This window comes from Thiomonas sp. FB-Cd, assembly GCF_000733775.1.
Classification (GTDB): domain Bacteria; phylum Pseudomonadota; class Gammaproteobacteria; order Burkholderiales; family Burkholderiaceae_C; genus Thiomonas_A.
Genome location: NZ_JPOE01000002.1, coordinates 2,362,049 through 2,379,072, shown reverse-complemented (window position 1 = coordinate 2,379,072; position 17,024 = coordinate 2,362,049). Strand labels below are relative to the sequence as shown.

General features: G+C 59.2%; 12 protein-coding genes and 1 pseudogene. 1 reads left to right on the top strand and 12 read right to left on the bottom strand.

Going from position 1 to position 17,024, the window contains the following annotated elements; translation table 11 throughout:
• Positions 1 to 115: 115 nt before the first annotated feature.
• The 4 genes from CD04_RS0111495 to CD04_RS0111480 are packed head-to-tail and all read right to left on the bottom strand — an operon-like array spanning position 116 to position 7,111.
• Positions 116 to 3,304, bottom strand: coding sequence for a type I restriction endonuclease subunit R (locus CD04_RS0111495; RefSeq protein ID WP_031406908.1), 3,189 nt, complete (start codon positions 3,302 to 3,304; stop codon positions 116 to 118).
• Positions 3,301 to 4,254, bottom strand: a complete 954-nt coding sequence (locus CD04_RS0111490; protein ID WP_031406906.1) for a DUF4268 domain-containing protein — start codon at positions 4,252 to 4,254, stop codon at positions 3,301 to 3,303. The genes CD04_RS0111495 and CD04_RS0111490 overlap by 4 nt, the downstream gene beginning before the upstream one ends.
• Positions 4,251 to 5,489 carry a restriction endonuclease subunit S gene (locus CD04_RS0111485; RefSeq protein WP_031406904.1) on the bottom strand — a complete coding sequence of 413 codons (1,239 nt, stop codon included), beginning with the start codon at positions 5,487 to 5,489 and terminating at the stop codon, positions 4,251 to 4,253. Before CD04_RS0111485 ends, CD04_RS0111490 begins: the two co-directional genes overlap by 4 nt.
• Positions 5,490 to 5,491: 2 nt before the next feature.
• Positions 5,492 to 7,111 carry a class I SAM-dependent DNA methyltransferase gene (locus CD04_RS0111480; protein WP_031406902.1) on the bottom strand — a complete coding sequence of 540 codons (1,620 nt, stop codon included), beginning with the start codon at positions 7,109 to 7,111 and terminating at the stop codon, positions 5,492 to 5,494.
• 274 nt (positions 7,112 to 7,385) lie between these two features.
• On the opposite strand from CD04_RS0111480, the pseudogene CD04_RS21780 reads away from it, so the two are divergent.
• A pseudogene (locus tag CD04_RS21780) lies at positions 7,386 to 8,416 on the top strand (IS630 family transposase).
• Positions 8,417 to 8,730: 314 nt separating this feature from the next.
• On the opposite strand, the gene CD04_RS25025 reads toward CD04_RS21780, so the two are convergent.
• The 8 genes from CD04_RS25025 to CD04_RS24620 all read right to left on the bottom strand — a co-directional run bounded on the left by CD04_RS25025 (position 8,731) and on the right by CD04_RS24620 (position 16,980).
• Complete coding sequence (locus CD04_RS25025; RefSeq protein WP_156030242.1) at positions 8,731 to 9,378, bottom strand: histidine phosphatase family protein; 648 nt, start codon at positions 9,376 to 9,378, stop codon at positions 8,731 to 8,733.
• Between the two features lie 8 nt (positions 9,379 to 9,386).
• Positions 9,387 to 11,057 carry a methyltransferase gene (locus CD04_RS0111465; protein WP_031406898.1) on the bottom strand — a complete coding sequence of 557 codons (1,671 nt, stop codon included), beginning with the start codon at positions 11,055 to 11,057 and terminating at the stop codon, positions 9,387 to 9,389.
• Complete coding sequence (locus CD04_RS0111460) at positions 11,054 to 13,405, bottom strand: glycosyltransferase (protein ID WP_031406896.1); 2,352 nt, start codon at positions 13,403 to 13,405, stop codon at positions 11,054 to 11,056. Before CD04_RS0111460 ends, CD04_RS0111465 begins: the two co-directional genes overlap by 4 nt.
• Entirely contained in the window at positions 13,402 to 14,328 is a 927-nt protein-coding gene (locus tag CD04_RS23200; protein ID WP_081858010.1) for an NAD(P)-dependent oxidoreductase, read from the bottom strand. The genes CD04_RS0111460 and CD04_RS23200 overlap by 4 nt, the downstream gene beginning before the upstream one ends.
• 75 nt (positions 14,329 to 14,403) lie before the next feature.
• Positions 14,404 to 14,607: a hypothetical protein gene (locus CD04_RS23740; protein ID WP_156030241.1), complete on the bottom strand. Its 204-nt coding sequence runs from the start codon at positions 14,605 to 14,607 to the stop codon at positions 14,404 to 14,406.
• An 843-nt stretch (positions 14,608 to 15,450) separates the two neighbouring features.
• A complete protein-coding gene (locus CD04_RS0111445) occupies positions 15,451 to 15,957 on the bottom strand; it encodes a MaoC/PaaZ C-terminal domain-containing protein (protein ID WP_197033088.1) in 507 nt (168 codons plus the stop codon).
• Positions 15,958 to 15,991: 34 nt separating this feature from the next.
• Positions 15,992 to 16,729 (bottom strand): tripartite tricarboxylate transporter substrate binding protein, encoded by a 738-nt coding sequence (locus CD04_RS0111440; RefSeq protein ID WP_231480555.1) that lies wholly within the window; start codon positions 16,727 to 16,729, stop codon positions 15,992 to 15,994.
• Positions 16,730 to 16,731: 2 nt separating this feature from the next.
• A complete protein-coding gene (locus CD04_RS24620; RefSeq protein WP_231480554.1) occupies positions 16,732 to 16,980 on the bottom strand; it encodes a hypothetical protein in 249 nt (82 codons plus the stop codon).
• Positions 16,981 to 17,024: the final 44 nt, after the last annotated feature.

Here is a 17,024-nt window from a genome sequence, read left to right as displayed (position 1 = left end):
CCCGGTCCCCATCCCGGCCTGACTCAAGCCAACCGGCCTCCACTGAACCCAGATCGGTTCAAGTGACATTCCCTGCTTTCACGACGAAGCGGCCTCGTCCATTACCCGCGGCGCTTCATGCGTACACGCCGACGTCCCGCTCCGGGTAGCTCTCATACACATGCTCGAACACGGCCGCGCATTTCTGTTCGTAGATCTGCGGCGTATAGGCACGCGGCAGGCCGGTATCGAGGGTGTCCTCGATCAGCAGCTTGAGTTGCGAGCGCGCCGTGAGCTTCTGCCGCCAGTTCAGCACCAGCAGCCCTTTGAGCTTCGACAGCAGGTCTCTCGCCACCTTCTTGACCTCGGCGCGTTCATCGGGGCTCAGTTCGGGTGCCGGGCGTGTGAGGATGTCAAAGATCACCAATTCCTCCTCGCTCATGTGCTCCCGCACATGGCGCTCCTCCTCCACGCTCAAGCTGTTGGATAGTTTCACCAGTTCCTCGAACAGTTCCTCAATGCTGCGGCTGCCTGCGTTGTAGCTTTCGATCAGCGCCTCGAACTTCTCCGCGAAGTCCGCACGTGTGCGATTCAACTGAATCATCTTCTCCAGCTTGGCGCGAATGGCCGCCTTGAGCACTTCAATGTCGGTGTTTTTTTGCTTTGATTGCTTGAAGCGCTGCGCCAGCGCCTCGAAGTTGATCTTCGAGAGGTCGAGTGGTGTCGGCCCCTGCTCGCGAATATCGTGGCCGATGATCGATGCGTCGAGCAGTCCTGCGATCTGCCCCATCACCTCAGTGATATCCGGCGGGTTCGGATTCAGCTTGGCACGAATCGTTTCGGCCAGGGTGCTGAGTCCCGCAACCCTGGCGGCGAACTCCAACGCCGCCGGATCCGGTTTGACCGCTCGGTAGAGCGTGCTCACCAGCCGCTCATGGCCGAAGAAGGCACTGCGCAGAGGGTCAGGCGAGATCAGCGCGTTCATACCGTCATGGATGCGCTGCAGGCGCTCCATGCTGCCGACATCTAGCGCTTCGATGGCGTCGAGATTCACCCCATGGGCGGCGCAGAACGCCGTGGCGTCGGCCACCGCCTGGCGTAGGTCCTTCACCAGGCGCTGCTTGTCCTGCACCGGGCTCTTGCCGTCCTTGCCAGCCCCGTAGATGGCCAGTGCCTTCTCCAGTGAGGCGAAGACGTTGGCGTAATCGACGATCACGCCGCTGTGCTTGCCCGGAAACACACGGTTCGCACGGGCGATGGTCTGCATCAGGGTGTGGTTGCGCATCGGCTTATCGAGATACACCGTTGAGCAACTCGGCGCGTCGAATCCGGTCAACCACATGGCGCAGACGAACACCAGACGCAGCGGGTCCTCGGTGTCCTTGAACTTCTCGTCCAGGGGCGGCTGTGAGGTATTCATGCGCTTGCGGTGCGGCTCGATGTCCAGGCCCAGCTTGTGCATCTGCTGGATTTCGTTCTGCCCGGGTGAGACGATCACCGCCATGTCGGTGGTGGTCAGCACCTCCAGCCGCTGCTTCAGTTCGGCCCTGCGTGCATCGCGTCGCGCCTGCTCCGGCGTCATCTCGCCGCCACCTGGTCGATAGGCCAGTTCGCCCAGTTCCTTCTGCACCCGCGCCGTTTCCTCGGACCAGTACTTCCGGACCTTGTCGTACATGCGCAGCGCCGTGGCCTTGTCGATGGACACCACCATCGCCTTGCCCACGAAACCCCGCCCCAGGAAGTGCCGCACAATGTCCTTCGCCACCGTGTCAAGCCGGTCATCGCGGGTGATCAGGTGGTACTGCCGCCCGAGCACGCCCTCCAGCTTCGTCTGCTGGTCGTCGTCTAGGGCGGCATCCTCGATCAGTCGGTAGAGGTCGTCGTTCAGGTCCGGGTTGATCAGTTGCAGTTCCGGCGTCCGGTTCTCGTAGAACAGCGGCACCGTGGCACCGTCCTCAATGGACTGCTGGAAGTCGTAGATCGACACGTAATCGCCGAAGACTTCCTTGGTGCGCTCCTCGCCCGCGATCAGCGGCGTGCCGGTAAAGGCCAGGAACATGGCCTTGGGCAGCGCGGAGCGCATATTCAGCGCCAGGGTGTCGTACTGGCTGCGGTGGGCCTCGTCGGTCAGCACGATCACGTCGGAGCGGTCACACAGCAGTTCCGGGCTCTGGAATTTCTGGATGAGGGTGAACACATAGCGGTGGTTACCACGCAGCAAATCGCGCAGATGCGCACCGCTGCCCGCATGGCAGGCGTCACCCTCGGCCTCGCTGACCGCACCCGTCGTCTTGAACGTCTTGGCGATCTGATCGTCCAGTTCCATGCGGTCGGTCACGACCACGAAGGTCCAGTTCCCGGCCAGCTTGCGCAGCACCTTCTGCGCGAAGAACACCATGGAGAAGCTCTTGCCGCTGCCCTGGGTCTGCCAGAACACGCCGCCGCGTCCGTGACCCAGCTTGCGGGCCTCAAGCATGGAGGCGATGGCGTTATTCACGCCAAGGTATTGGTGGTTCTGGCCGAGGATCTTGACCAGCCCGGCCTTGTGTTCGGAAAACAGGGTGAAGTTCTCCACCAGATCGAGCAGGCGGGTGCGGTCGCAGGTGCCGCGCAGCATCACTTCCAGCGACACGCGGCGAGGTTCGTCCTCGCGCTCGATCCGTTTCCACTCCACCCAGCGTTCCCAGTCGGCGCTGAGGGAACCGACCCGGCTGTCGGTGCCGTTACTGGCGATGAGCAGCGCATTGCTCCAGAACAGCGCCGGGATTTGCTGCTTGTAGTGGGTCAGGTTTTCGTCGAACGCGGCGCGCGCTGGCACGCCGGGCTTCTTGAGTTCGATCACCACCCAGGGCAACCCATTGACGAAGCCGACCAGATCGGGCCGGCAGGTATAGAGGTTGCCGACCACGCTGAACTGGCTGACCAGCAGGAAGTCGTTGTTGTCCGGCTGCGCCCAGTCGACCACGCGCAGGCGTTCGGTCTTCTGGCCGCCGTGGTCGTGGTCGGGCACCGACACCTTGATGCCTTCCTTGAGCAATCCATAGACCTCGCGGTTGGCCGCTTCCAGACTCATCGCCGAGCGGTCACGCGCGAGCTCATCGACGGCGGCAGTGATCGCCTCTGGCGGCAGCGCCGCGTTGAGTCGCATCAGCGCCGCACGCAGGCGAGGAGTCAGCACCACTTCGCTCTTGGTTTCGCGCCCCAGCGTGCCCCCAGCGCCGAAGGTCTCTTCCATTGCCGACACCGTCTGCCAGCCCAACGCAGCAAACAGCCCGATGGCGGGCTGCTCGACGAGCTGGTCTTCCGTGTAGGCGTGGGCGCTCATGGCAACGCTTTTACAAACGGCCGCAGCACCTGATCCATCTTCACCAATCGTTGCGTCAGCCAGTCCAGATACTCATTCCATCGGCTTTCATCCTCAATGGGGGCGTGTGGATACCAGGTGGCAATCCGGCAAGCCATAGCGTCGGGAAGCTCCTGCCAGTCCAGCTCAAACCCCAGCTTGTCTTCGATGTCCTGTTTGTGCGCGGAGAGGTTGGCAAAATGTTGCTTGGCCGCCGCGCCTGGAATCCACAGTTCCACGCCCAGCCGTTCGTCGCGGGTGTTGGCCGTGATGTTCAGGCCGAATCCGGAACGTCCGATGGAGTTGTTCAGCCAGTGCTGGGGGCGGGGTTTCTGCGGGCGGATGTGCGGCGCCTTAGCAGCCAGCCTGTCGATCAGCGCCATCCAGAATTTCTGCTGCAATTGCTTGGTCGGTGACGCGGATGACGCGGCCCGTGCCTGTTCGCGGCCGGACTTCACCCAATCGTTGGGTTTCACCACCACCTCGAATTTTGGCGCGAGCGGCGAATCGCCAATGCGCCACAGCTCCACCTCGACGGCGAAGAAACTTAGCTCGTCGGTCGTGTTCTCGTTGAGGAACTCCAGTGCGGCGGCATGCTCGGGCCGGAATGACTCCGCCACCCAGATCACCTTCTTCGCGCCCACCCCGGCTGCATAGGCGATGAGCTGGCCCAGGTGCGAGTGATTGGTTTTATCAAGCTGATTTTCGATGATGACCTGGTCGTCGCCGTCCGTGCACAGAATGTCCAGCTTGAAGTCGCCCACCCAGTGCTCGGTGGCGACGTGCACCAGTTCGCTCAGGCCCAGCGCGTCGGCCAGCTCGTTCAAATTGTCGGCCTCCGCCAGCCAGGGCGTGAAATCGTTGGCTTCGTGTTTCCACGCCTCGCGCAGCGATACCGACACCAATTTGCCGAGGTTCTTTTTCGTGCTCATGCGAGGGTCTCCACGTCGATCTGGCCGGAGAGCAGGCGCGGCAGCAGCAAGTCGCGGGTGCGGCGGAGGTTTTGGATTTGGCGTTGGAGAGCGAGAACTTGTTCGGCCATCGGGGCAGCTAAGGTTTCAAACCGTCCGACCAATTCATCTGGCGGTTGTAAAAAATCGATGGTTTTGAACACGCCCCGACTGATTTCCTTGAACGTCGCCCCAGACGCCATTCGCTGAAAGGTCTGCACGTTCTCTGTCAGCCAGTGGAACAGGTAGTAAAGCGGCACCTGTTCATTCGGCAGGCAAGTGATGAAGCCTTGATTGGTGCACGCAGGATACGTGTTGATTGCGATTGCGCCGATGGTGGCACGACTGGTAAGCATCACGCAGCGAGCCGGGAACATACGCGCAGAACTCTGCGCTAACCCGCGTTCAGTAATGTGGTCACTGGAATCGTCGATGAACATCGTGCCTGCTCGGGTCAGGTCAGATGGTGAATACCACTGAATCGTGCCGTTCGTCCAAAACTCATCTTCCTTCCTTGAGGGCGTGCCGCCGCCGGAAATTACGAATGCGTCCGCAACCGTTTTCATCTCCCACCCCTGCGGAATCTCGCCAAGGGGGGAAGCGACGCGAGGGTGGTTTTCATGGCCGGGGAAGCGGAAGTGGACGAACCACTCGCGGTAAAGGGCGCGGGCCATCGTCTCCAGAATCTTGATGCGCCGCTGGCTATTTTCGATGATCTCGTCATAGGCCGACAGGATGCCCGCGATGCGTTTCTGGATAGGGAGAGGAGGCACGAGAAAGTCAAAGGACAGCAGCTTGTCCACACTCAAGTTGTCCTGAGTGGCGCCGTGCGAAACGTTTTGCATCCGGAGCTTGAGAGTCTCCATGTAGTACTTGATGAAGCGGACGTCGGCCTTGTCAGGGTCGGCAACGAACCCTACGACACTGTCTGGGAAACACCCTTCGACGCCTAGTATTGCGCTCTCTGCAATGTTGGCCGCAATCGTGATGCAGAGAGTTCCCGGCTTCCAAAGTTTGCTTTGTGCCAACCCGTCGTCGCTGTATGTCTGCGAGTAATCTGTCAGGTAGAAATTGGCCGCCTTAATGTCGCCCGTTTGGAAGAATGGATAGCGACCGCCGTAAAGAAATGCGGCGTTTCGCGGCCGATGCCGAGATTTACCACGGCCAACGAAGCCGAGTTCGTCCAGCTTGGCTGGTTTCCAGTCAGCAACCGACATCCTCACGCCTCCAGAATTCCCGCCACATTCGCAGCGATCGTCTGCTCCAGTTCCCGCGCCTGCGCATTCAGCAATTCGAGTTCCTCGTTCAGCGTTTCGAGTTGCGCCTTGAAATCTTCATCGCTGACGGTCTCGCCCGGCGCGACGCCGACGTAGCGGCCGGGGTTCAGCGACCAGCCTTGGGCTTCGATCTCTTCGAGCGTCGCTGCCTTGCACAGGCCGGGCACGTCGGCGTAGGCGGCTTGGTCGCCGAAGACAGCCTTGATCTTCGCCTCGGCCTCGTCGCCGCCGAGCGTGAAGTCCAGCGTCTCGCCGCGATACAGCCGCACCAGGTTTGCCATGAAGCCGATCTGCGCGGCGGTCCAGTCGCGGTGGGCGCGATCCACTTGCCGGTAGATGTGGCGGGCGTCGATGAACAGCACGGTGTCGGCGCGCGGGGTTTTGGCCTTGCCCTTATCCAGAAACCACAGCGTGCACGGCAGCGTGACGGTGTAGAACATATTGGGGCCGACGGCGACCATGACATCCACGGCTCGCGCTTCGATCAGCTTCTGCCGGATTTCCTGTTCGGACGAGCGGGCGTCGGAGGCGGAGTTGGCCATGACGAAACCGGTGCGGCCTTTCGCGTTCAGCGACGAATAGAAGAGCTGAATCCAAAGGTAATTGGCGTTGTCGGTGCGCGGCAAGCCGAAGGGGAATCGTCTGCCAGCGCCGACCATGTCTTTCAGGCGTTCCTTGTCCACGGCGTTGACGTTGAACGGCGGGTTGGCGAGGACGAAGTCGAACTGGCCGGTGGCGCTGTGCGGGTCGTCGTAGTAGCTGTTGACGTTGCCGCCGTGGCGGATGTCGCCTTCCAGCCCATGCACGGCGAGGTTGAGGCGGCACAGACGGCCGGTTTCGTCGGTTTTTTCGACGCCGCAGATCGCGAGTTCGGCGGCGGGGTTTTTCTGGTGCTCGGCGACGAAGCGCGCCGACTGCACGAACATGCCGCCGGAGCCGCAGGCGGGATCGAGGATGCGGCCATGGAAGGGTTCGATGACTTCGGTGAGCAGGCGCACGATGCTGGAGGGCGTGTAGAACTCGCCGCCCTTCTGGCCTTCGGTGCGGGCGAACTCGCCGAGGAAATATTCGTAGATGCGGCCGAAGGCGTCGTAGTCGACAGTGGCCGGCACCTCAGACACCTTCTTGAGCAACTCCTTGAGTAGGGTACTGGTGAACAGGTTGTAGGTCTTGGGCAGCACGGCGGCAAGCTGCGGGTTGTGTTTCTCGATCGCGCGCATCGCGTCGTTGACCTTGGCGCCGATTTGCTCGAACTCGGGAAGACCGAGCAGATAGTCGTAGCGCGCCTCGGGGGCGAGGAAGAGCACGCCTTCAGCGTGATAGGCCGCAGGTTCGTCGAGCCGACTGCCACGCCGGGAAGAACTGGCCGTGGCGTTCAGCTTGGCGCGCTGCGCGGCAAACCGCACCTCGGCAAAGCGCAAGAAGATCAGCCCCAGAATGGGGCCAGAGTATTCCTGCGGCTTGAGGCTGGAGTTCGCGCGGAACTGGTCGGCCGAGTCCCACAGGTACTTTTCCAGGGTGGCGTTGGAAGTATCTCTTTCAGAAGGGGCAATCCACTGCATGGTTTGATCTGCTCGATGTGCGCCGCGATCCTGCCCCAATTGGGTTCGGATGTGCGCCGTTTTTCTTCAATAGGAGTAATGGCGGCAATGCTAAGAGATGCGGGCCGACTTTCCGCGCGCCCCTGCATGAGCAACCCGCGCGTGCATCGAACGGGCACCATAGATAGTACGCAGGCGCAAGAACGAAAGCTTCTGCCATCGACAGTTCAGGCCCGCTCTTATAGATAAGGCCCAATAAAATATGAACTTTCAGCAAGTTTTTGATCCATTGATGATGGAAAAAGAAAACACAAGGAAGCAAACACTGGAGCAACTTCACGAGCGACGCAAGCAAGTCGTGAGGTTGCACAAGCGGGGCGTCAAGATCATGCAGATCGTGGACATGACGGGGCTGAGTTACCCGCCGGTTCGAGCGGCCATCGACTTGTACGAGGCTGGCGGCTGGAGCGCCATCCGGCCGACTCGGCGGGGACGCGCCAGAGGCGACGGTCGGGTGCTCAGTCAAGCGCAAGAAGAGACGATCCAGCGCATGATCATTGACACACGTCCCGAGCAACTCAAGATGGACTTTCACCTGTGGAGCCGCGCTGCAGTGATGCAGCTCATTGAACAAGAGTTCGACATCAAACTGCAGGTGCGCAGCGTTGGAAAGTACCTCACCCGCTGGGGCTTTACGCCGCAAAAGCCCATCAAGCGAGCCTATGAGCAAAGCCCCGCGGCGGTGCAGGCTTGGCTGGAGGGGGAATACCCCGCCATCGAGCAGCGCGCCAGGGCGGGGAAATCCACTGGGGAGACGAAACCGCGCTGGTCAACACGGACGTGCGCGGCAGAAGCTTTGCCCCTGCGGGCAAAACCCCCGTGGCGATGGCGGTGGGCGGCACGCGCCAGAAGCTCTCGATGATCGCCACGGTGACCAACCAGGGCAAGACCCGCTGGATGATCATCGACGAGGCGTTTGATGCCGACAAGTTGATTGAGTTCTTGCAGGCGTTGATCCAGGATGCGGGCAGGAAGGTGTTCCTGATTCTGGACAACCTGAGGGTGCATCACAGCAAGTTGGTGAAGGCGTGGGTGGCCTTGCATCACGCTCAGATCGAGCTGTTTTACCTGCCCAGTTACAGCCCCCAACTCAACCCTGAGGAGAGGCTCAACGCCGATCTCAAACAGGAAATGGGCAAACGCGTGCCGGTGCGAACCAAGGCCAAATTACGCGAAGCTGCGAACGACCATATGGCGATGCTGGAACAAAACCCGCAGCGTGTGATGAGCTACTTCCAGGACCGGCGCGTTCGCTACGCAGCTTAATACTTCACAGGGCCGGAGCAATAGTTCGGTCGGACCTGGGCGCCAGCACAAGCCGCGTTAGGCCCCTACCGCCGTGTGGCCGTCACTGGCAGCTTCGATCGGCTGAGCGTCGGCCTCCCACGTCTGCGAATTGGCGCTCTCGGCCCGTTCCAGTTACACGGCCTGTCCCGCCCAGTGGCCGCTTTGCAGCGGTTGCTGCCAGTGGGTGCAGCCTGGCGTACTCACGATAATCGCCACGAAGCGGCTGTTGGGCACTGCGACTGGCGCTGACACGAGAGTGGCGCCTGCGCGAGATACTGCGGTCGTACTAGAGCCTACAAACCACCTTGGACGATATCTCTATATGCCATCACCCGACCATTCTGTTGTCGCCAGAACGCAGAAGCGTCCAGGTACTCCGGCCACTGACTTTTGGGCATGTCTTGGCCAAACGCGCGAGCCACTGTGGGCGTCACGATCGAATCATGTGAAATGAACAGATGCAGGCCAGGTTCGACCCCAGCGCATTCAAGTAAATGTTCAATGAGGCCATTCGCTGCCTCGGCTGGATCAGCCATGCCGGGCAACGCCCGTGATCCTGAAAGCAGATGTTGGATCACACCTTCATTACCATGCGCCAACCAGTTTCCCCAAGCCACTTGTTCGTCCAGAACATAGGCACCAGGTGCGCCGAGGCGCTTGTCCAATATGACTTCTCCATCCGTATCCGCAGCTTGGCCCAACAACTTGGCGGTCTGCACACACCGGAGAACGGGGCTTGACCGAACAAACCTAACCCGTCCCGCCAACTCACGACCTAACTCTTGGCATAGGCGAATGCCCAGATCATTGAGTGGCAACTCAATGCCTGTGTCTCGATCCGGAATGTCATCCCGAGCGGAGTGCCTGATGAGCAGCGCAACAGGCGAGCCTTCCGGGACGGACTGAATCAAGCGCAAGGTGCGCTTCACAGCTGAGTTCATCAACACAGTCACGTTGCTTCACCGATCAAAACGGAGGACAAAGCGTTCAAGCGCTTAGCCTCCTTGAGGTTGAAGCCGCTACGAGTCAACAAGTCCGCGTACTGGGCCAAGGTACGCTCGCGCCCACCCGTGACCATCAGTAAATGAAGATCGCAAAGGGCACCGCTGGGATCGCCATCGGGCAAAACCATTTCGACAATTTGCAAGCGTCCACCTCTTGGCAGACTGTCGCGAGCACGGACCAAGATGCGAAGCGCGTCTGCATCATCCCAATCGTGAAGAATGCGTGCCATCATCACTACATCGGCGGAGGTGCCCCAGTCACCAAAAAAGTCTCCTGAGAGCCACGTGATCTGCTCGCGCCGTGGGTGTGTCGTACTGGCTTGCTCAATGACTTCTGGGCGATCCAGTACGGTCAAATGAAGAGCGGGATACCGTTTCAACAACACATCGGCCAACTCACCCAACCCGCCACCGGCGTCAATCACGCGCTCAGTGCCGAACAGACTCAAAGCAGCGGGAACGCATGAATAGTCATGACGTGCATAACTGCGAAGCATCTGATGATGCAGAGCTCCTCTCTTGGGGTCCGACGCCAGCATGCCAAAGATATCGGGAGGTGACCACTCCCCCTCCCTTCTCAAAGCTGTTGGCAGTTGCATCCACATCACTCGAAAGTGATGGCCAAACTCCAGGGCTGCGTGTGACAAAGACAGAGGATGATCCCGACGCAAATATGATCCACGCTCGGTTGCTCGCCACGCCCCCGAAACTTCCTGAATAAGGTTCAACTCACTCAAGGCGCGAAGCAAGCGAACCAAACGATCGGAGTGCATCTGCAACTGTTGGGCAATGGCGGTTGTAGTGGCTGGCAAGACATCAAACACACCTAGTTCCACTGCAGAAGCAATGGTTTGAGTGCGCCAGAAACCGACCATGTCACCAGACAACGCAGCGAACTCGGACCGACTTGGTTCACGCAGAACCGCCACGGTAAAACCAAGCTCATCGATGATCTCCAAGCCACTGCAAAGCGTTTCGACACGCGACTGTCCGTTGTAGAAGGGCTCGACAGAGGCAAAACGCCGCTCATAGATCGGTCGACCATTTGTATTGATGTGCATCCAGCCGCGCGAATCTTTGGCTCTCGCAAATCCTTTGTGAAAAACATCCAGATCTTCGAACCAAGCGTCATGGAGCTTCACACCATGCATGTTGATGTGAGTGGAGAGGCCATCATCAGACTGAACGACTGCAACGCCATCGCGGAAGTCACCGACATACCTCCAGCGCTCGGTGTAGGCTGGCCGACCGTCTTGGGTAATGTGCAGGTAGATGCCATCAGAAGTACGTACAGGACAATGGCCCTCTTGAAAATTGCCACACCAGTCGTATCGCTCGGAATAGGCTGTCTCTCCAGCGGGTGTGATATGGAAAGCCATCTCATCCGCCACGACTGCGGCCAATCCCTCATAGAAGCCGAATGTCCGCTTAAACCGGCGGACATAGGCTGGCCTGCCATCAGGTTGGATATGCCACGCGAGACCAGCGCAACGCACCGGAGCCAAGCCTGGTGAATGAAACTTCAGAACCTCATCAAAGCGCTCTGAGTAAGCGGGCGCATTGCTCCAAAGGTGGTGGGTGCCGCAAGGTGACACGACCAGATCTGCCCAGTTCATGTCGTGCCTTCTACAGGCTTGCGCATGTTGCAGCCTAAGCAGAGGGTCTTGTTCCTATAGGTCGATTTCAAGTCCTGATAGTCCTTGCCATTCCAAATCTGGATGATGCCTTGCTCATGGAGATTGCCGAATTCGCCCAAAGAACGGCGCTGAGCGTCTGGGGCGCAACAAGGGTCAAAGCGCCCCTCGGCACTCACCCAGGCCTCTTGCCCTAGGAAGGGACAGCCCGCCTCTGGCGCAAGATCGGTCAAAGCGCCCTCGTGCAGAAGAAAGATGTTCTCCAGCAAGAGCAGCTTGCCATTGGGCAACATCCGCTCTGACACTGCCTGACGCGCCTCTAGTACGGCCTCATTCCACCGTTGAATCGACGCAGGACTGCGACGCACCGACAGGCTCTCAATCTGCTTGAAATGCGCCCAAAGGTGATGGCCCTTCAGGCGATCCACACCCAGTTCGACGGCAAGCCGCACGATGTCAGCCAACTCGCCAACGTTGGATTCCAGAAAAGTCATCTGAAAGGTCACTCGGCAACGATGACCGCCACCAACTGCGTGAGCATTCCGAACGGCGATGAAGTCCCGGACGTTCCGAAGCATCGTGTCCCAGCGTGCACCAATCATGACGGCTTCCTGGGTAGCCTGCGTTGCGCCATTCCAGGAGATCTTGATATCAGATGTCACTGGCACGATGCGCTCGGCCCATGCCTTGGCACCCAGCCTAGGGAACGTACCGTTGGTCGTGAGATTCAACTTGACGCCGTGCTGTTCGCACAACTCCAGGATGCGATCGAAATCATCGTAGGCCAGCGGCTCGCCCATGGTGGAAGGAATGATTTCGCGCAAGCCATGAGGTACTGCCTGCTCAATCACCTGCTCGATCAAGCGAACAGGCATGATCCGACGAGCCTGACCACGAGCCTTGCGCTGTTCCTGCAAGGTGCTGTGAGGCGAGTGCTCCTCGCACATTACGCAGTTCAAGTTGCAGGTGTCCGGATTGGTGTCAAACGTGATGCGCCAGGGACCGTCTGAAGACGGAATATGCGTGCGATGTCGACGCCGAATCAGTGACTCGTACAAGGCCTCGATGTCTCGAACGTGTTCATCAATGGGGGGGATCTGCCCACTCTCGCTAAAGAGATAGCCACGTTGCCCCAGACGCCCCAGCAAACCTGGTTCGTCGATCAATCGTTGCATCTGCTGCGCAAGTGCATGGTGTGATCGATGCTTGAACAGAAGACCATTGACCTCGTGTTCGACATACTCGCCCATCCCGCCCGCGTTAGCAGTGATGACCGGCACTCTGGCTTGCTGAGCCTCATGAATGACCAAGGGTGAGTTTTCAACCCAGACCGACGGCACGACTATCGCATCCACCTTGTCAAAGACGTCGCGAACAAGGTCCTGATTTCGATATTCAGGCATCCATTCGACACGATTCACCAGCTCTGCGGGAAGGTCCTGAGCCAGCGCTTTAAGCGATTCCGTGTCCTGCCCACGATGACGCCCCCAGATCCGCAAGACGGCATCGCCGCGCAATTGACCAAAGGCGCTGATCAAATCGTGAATGCCTTTAGCGGGAATGTGAGTGCCGATGTAGCCGAAGGTCACCGGCTCGCCCGAAGCCCGTGAACGGCCCTCAGATCGCTTTTGGTCAAAGCCGTAGTCCAGGTATTTCAATTTCGCGGCGGGCAGGCTAAAGTCATTCCGATATCGCTCAAGCAGGTACCTAGCTGGCGCCACAAACACATCGACCAACTCTGTCATCTCCCGCATGTGACTCATTCGTCGGCCCACCCATTGAGTCCAGTAAGAGATGTCAAGGGCATGTTCATCGGGAGCGCCACTGAAATAGCGTGAGTAACAGCGCTCGGCACACTTCCTGTCATCCTGACCATCACAGGCAGCCCAAAGATTGTCTGGATCCTCCGGGAAGGTCTGCATGAACTGACCACGTGGACACATGACCCAGTAGTCGTGAAGTGTGTACACGATGGGTATCTCTCGGCTGGCCGCTTCACTCAACAAGGACGTTGACAAGTGATTGAGATGGCCGACATGAACAATGTCAGGCTGGAGGCGATCCAGAAGCTCGGCAAAGCGCTGATCTATTCCCGAAACGCGGTAGCGATCCTTATTGCGTGGGTTGTTCACCAGATGCAGAGTGATCCGCGCATCGTCAGGGTCCAGTTCCGTTCTGAGACGGTAGTCGGGAGCGAAGGAGTCTTCTTCTCGGGTGAAGACGTGAACCTCATGTCGATCTGCCAGCCCGTGGCAAAGCGTTTGGCTGTAGACCTCCGAGCCTGCGTTGTATCGCATCGGGTAGCCATGGATGACTTTCAAAATTTTCATGCGGCACTCAAGGTGGAGGTGGGCAAGGACGCCTCAAGTTGAAAATCTGCAATGAGCCGGGCCAGCCCATTTCGCAGTGGCACCCTGGGGGTCCAGTTCAAAGTGGTCGTGGCGCGTTGATGCGTTCCATAAAACCTGGCCACATCGAAGTTGCGCGGAGGTGCAGTTACCACGGACGATGAGCTGCTCGCAATTTCTATAGCCAACGCGGCCAGCTCTCCTAACGTGGTTGCCTGGCCGGTGACAAAGTGAATCGGGCGTGAACAGTCCTCACCGGCAGTCAAAAGCTGAATCAACGAAACGATGCCACGACTGACGTCTTCCACATGGGTGAAGTCAAAGGTATGACTCGGGCCATCCACGCGCAAAGGCTGCCCCGAAACTGCAGCCCTCGCGAATGCCGGGACAACGCGGTCAGCATGATCGTGAGATCGACCAAAGACGTTTGACAGTCGAATCACTGCCGTCTGCAGGCCGCTTCGGCGTGCCAGTTCCACCAGACGCTCCCCTTCTACTTTGGATCGCGCATAGACATTGACGGGGGCCAATGGCGTGTCCTCAGTTGCTGGGAGTAGCTCTGGCTGACCGTAGGCTTCCCTGCTGCTTGCAAAGATGACCCAGGGCCTGCGCACATTCGACTGCGCTGCCTCAAGAACATTGCAAAGACCACCAACATTGGTCGCCCAGCAATGCTCTGGATCAAGCTCCCCCCAAACAACACGCGATACGGCTGCGAGGTGCAACACGCCATCGCAAGAGGCAACAGCGTCGACCACTTGAGCAGCGTTACAGACATCGACTCGTTCATCACCTAATCCCCGCAGGTCAAGGCCGTTTACCTGGTAGCCGTGCGCGGTCAAGTCCTCTCGGACGACACGACCAATCAGCCCTTCTGACCCAGTGATCAGTATTCGTTGAGTCAATTGTTTGCTCCATGAGACGTGAGCCGCCGAGGCCTCAAGAGCCACGGCGGCGGAACAACATGGCTGTGTGGTGCTTTATTCAGAAGATGCCTTGGCAGAACGTTTTGCCTTCACAGGCAGACTGTTCACTGGCTGCGCTGTTACCGGGGAGATCGGTGCGCGTGATTGCAGCATTGCCTGCGCATCATTTAGTCCCCGACTGAGGTAGTACAGGGGGTGCTGCGGGTTCAATTGGTTGGATCGATTGTCCAACGCGGCTTTGAGTACGGATTTGCTCATGCATTTGCTCCAGATAAGAGCCGACATGGACCAACAACGCCTCTTCGGGTCGGAGAGACTGCCTGGAGCAAGGCATGCGTGATTACGCAGATGTGGTCAATGTAGCCCGGGTCATGTTCAACGAAGGTACTGGCTCAACGGAAAAGCCGTCGCCCCGGACCCGAACCAGGGCATGAAGAGAAGTAACGACGCTTATTAAAATAGTAAGCTAGCACGCATACCTTCTGTCAATTCAGAATCACGAACGTGACGATTCAGCTTGCTGGCGGCTGTATCGCCCTTCACTAGGAACAGTCTAGAAGTACGTCTGTTGAATTGACCGGGCTGCGTTGCATGGCCGGTGACGTAGGTGCAACGGTCGTTCCGCCCTTCCAACCTCGAATGTCAGGTGACCGTGGCGGCCGACATTCAAGCGTGCAGGGTCACCGGCAGCAACCAGCCTGTTCCCGACGTTCAGTCGGTAAAGTCGAGCGGCAGGTGATGGCCGAGGCCGGTCATCGGCAGCCCCCGTCGCCGAAGCGCCAACTTAGGATCAAATGCTAGGGTGGGCTCAAAGCCTGCAATCGGCCAGGAGCGGTCGCCTGTTGCGATCGCTCAAACGACGGCTTCAGGCTGGTTGCAGTCACACGAATTCGAAGACTGAGTCTTGTCCCGGCACCGCAACCGGTCGTTCAATGCGCCGAATCTCGAACGACCGCTCAACCATCAGTATCGGTCGCTCGACTGGGGCGACAGGCGCAAAGATCGCAAATGATCGCTCACGCCTTGGACGAGTTGTCGCTTTTGATCCGGAGCCGTCTTTCAACTTGCAAACCGATCATCCGTTTCAGCTTGATTTCTCACTCACACCTTCAACTCTCGATGCCGAACCAAGATCGTGTCGAGATGGCTCATGACCGTATCCCCGTGTTGATTGATCAGTGAAAACCTGACTGTCACGATGCCCCGATCCCGCTTCGATTCGGAGATCCGCCGATTCACCCATTCCAGCCTGAGCACCACGGTGTCGTCCGGCCGCAAGGGAGCAATGAACCGTACTTCGTCGTAGCCCAGTGACGCGATAACTTTCATTGTCGGCAGTTGGTGAATCAATCGCTGTTTCACCGCCAGCATGTAGAGGCCAGGCGCCGTGAGACTGCCAAACGCCTGGATACCCGCTAGCTCATCAACATGAAAAGGGAGCGGGTCCCAGACTTTGGCGAACGCCACCAGTTCGATCCGATAGATGCGGTGGGTTGGACTACTCAGGCAGCGGCCTGGCTCCATGTCTTCAAAGTACAGAGCAGCAGGCTGCGCAGGTTGTGTGTTGGCGTTGTCCTGTCCAGCGCTGGTCATCAGAAATGCGGTCATGGCCGTGTCCATGGAAGTCAAGCCTCGGACGGACTCAGTCGCCTTTGAATTCGGTCGAATCGACGATGGCCCCCCAGCGGGCGGCTTCGGCTTTGAGCATGCGGTCGGTGTCTGCAGTGGAAGTGCCCGTGACGCTGAACCCGGCGTCCACCAGCTTCTGAGTCACTTCGGGTAACTGCACCAACTCCACCAGACGCTTGTTCAATGCGTCCACCAGAGCTGCTGGCGTGGCCGACGGCGCCAAGACGCCCAACCAGGCTGAGAAGCGCAATTTAGGCATGCCCGCCTCGGTCGTGGTGGGTAGCACGGGCAACAACGGCGACCGCTTGGTGGCCGTGATGGCCAACGCGCGCATCTTGCCGCCCTTGATTTGGGCGTGCGCCACGGCAGTCGAAATCCAGGCACCACTCACCTGTGCCGACATGATGGCGCTGATCGCATCGCCCGTAGAGCGAAAGTGCACAGGCTCGACCTTGACGCCCGCCTGATCGCCGAACTCTGCGGCACCAAAGTGCCCCGGTGTACCCGCACCGAATGTGGCAAACTTGAGGGGATCGGTCTTTCCCTTGTTTGCCTTGACCATGTCATCGAGCGTGCGGTAAGGCAAATTCGCAGGGACCGCCAGCACAAAATCCGCGTACGCCAGTTCGGCCACGCCCACAAACTCTTTGGCGGCGCCGTAGGGCAGCTTGCTGAAGGCCGCCGGCGCAATGCTCACCGACCCCACTTCGGCCAGAAGCAGGTTGTACCCATCGGCAGGACCCCGAGCCACCGTCAGCGTGGCAATCTGTCCGCCCGCACCCGGCTTGTGTCGATGACGACAGGCTGCTTGACCAGTTCGGTCAGGCGCTGGCCGACAACGCGTGCCAGCACATCGGGGCCACCGCCTGCAGGAAAGCCGACCGTGAGTCGAATGGGTTTGTCCGGGAAGGTTTGGCTCTCGGCCGCAAACGGCAAAAGGGCCAAGGTGGAAAAAGTGGCGAGCACCAGGCGGCGACCTTGCTGAAAGAAAGTGCGATTCATCGTTGTCTCCAGATCGTTGTTCTGAACCTGGGCCGCTGCATGCG

Bases quoted from the DNA above. Each gene is read 5' to 3' on its own strand.
- CD04_RS0111480 (WP_031406902.1), bottom strand. From the start codon at position 7,111: ATGCAGTGGATTGCCCCTTCTGAAAGAGATACTTCCAACGCCACCCTG.
- CD04_RS0111490 (WP_031406906.1), bottom strand. From the start codon at position 4,254: ATGAGCACGAAAAAGAACCTCGGCAAATTGGTGTCGGTATCGCTGCGC.
- CD04_RS24620 (WP_231480554.1), bottom strand. From the start codon at position 16,980: ATGAATCGCACTTTCTTTCAGCAAGGTCGCCGCCTGGTGCTCGCCACT.
- CD04_RS0111460 (WP_031406896.1), bottom strand. From the start codon at position 13,405: ATGAAAATTTTGAAAGTCATCCATGGCTACCCGATGCGATACAACGCA.
- CD04_RS0111495 (WP_031406908.1), bottom strand. From the start codon at position 3,304: ATGAGCGCCCACGCCTACACGGAAGACCAGCTCGTCGAGCAGCCCGCC.
- CD04_RS25025 (WP_156030242.1), bottom strand. From the start codon at position 9,378: ATGAACTCAGCTGTGAAGCGCACCTTGCGCTTGATTCAGTCCGTCCCG.
- CD04_RS0111445 (WP_197033088.1), bottom strand. From the start codon at position 15,957: ATGACCGCATTTCTGATGACCAGCGCTGGACAGGACAACGCCAACACA.
- CD04_RS23740 (WP_156030241.1), bottom strand. From the start codon at position 14,607: ATGAGCAAATCCGTACTCAAAGCCGCGTTGGACAATCGATCCAACCAA.
- CD04_RS0111485 (WP_031406904.1), bottom strand. From the start codon at position 5,489: ATGTCGGTTGCTGACTGGAAACCAGCCAAGCTGGACGAACTCGGCTTC.
- CD04_RS0111465 (WP_031406898.1), bottom strand. From the start codon at position 11,057: ATGAACTGGGCAGATCTGGTCGTGTCACCTTGCGGCACCCACCACCTT.